Source organism: Paraburkholderia sp. BR10872, from assembly GCF_040965835.1.
Taxonomy (GTDB): domain Bacteria; phylum Pseudomonadota; class Gammaproteobacteria; order Burkholderiales; family Burkholderiaceae; genus Paraburkholderia; species Paraburkholderia nodosa_A.
This window is the reverse complement of sequence record NZ_JBFRCN010000200.1, coordinates 1-255: the sequence shown is the minus strand read 5'-3', so window position 1 is coordinate 255 and position 255 is coordinate 1. Positions and strand designations below refer to the sequence as shown.

The following is a 255-nucleotide window of genomic DNA, read 5'->3' as shown; positions in this document are numbered from 1 at the left end:
ATCAGGGCGATCACCAGCACGATTGCGTGCGAATAGGCCTGACCGGCTGCCTCGCCTTCCTTGGCCGCCCCAGCCTCGTTGACGGCCACGATCGTCCCGATATCCTTTTCCATCGCGTCACGAAGCGTGCCCGATTGTCCCTGCATCAGCGCCATCGCTTCTGCCTGTTTGTTCGCTCGTCCGAACGCACGGATCTGCTGGTCGACTTCGAGATACTTCGACATGAGCGTCTGGATATCGGCATACGCCGTCTTC

1 protein-coding gene is annotated in these 255 nt (G+C 60.0%); it reads right to left on the bottom strand.

Going from position 1 to position 255, the window contains the following annotated elements:
• The coding region (locus tag AB4Y43_RS40685) for an MCP four helix bundle domain-containing protein (protein ID WP_368730313.1) at positions 1–255 on the bottom strand (255 nt) is incomplete at both ends.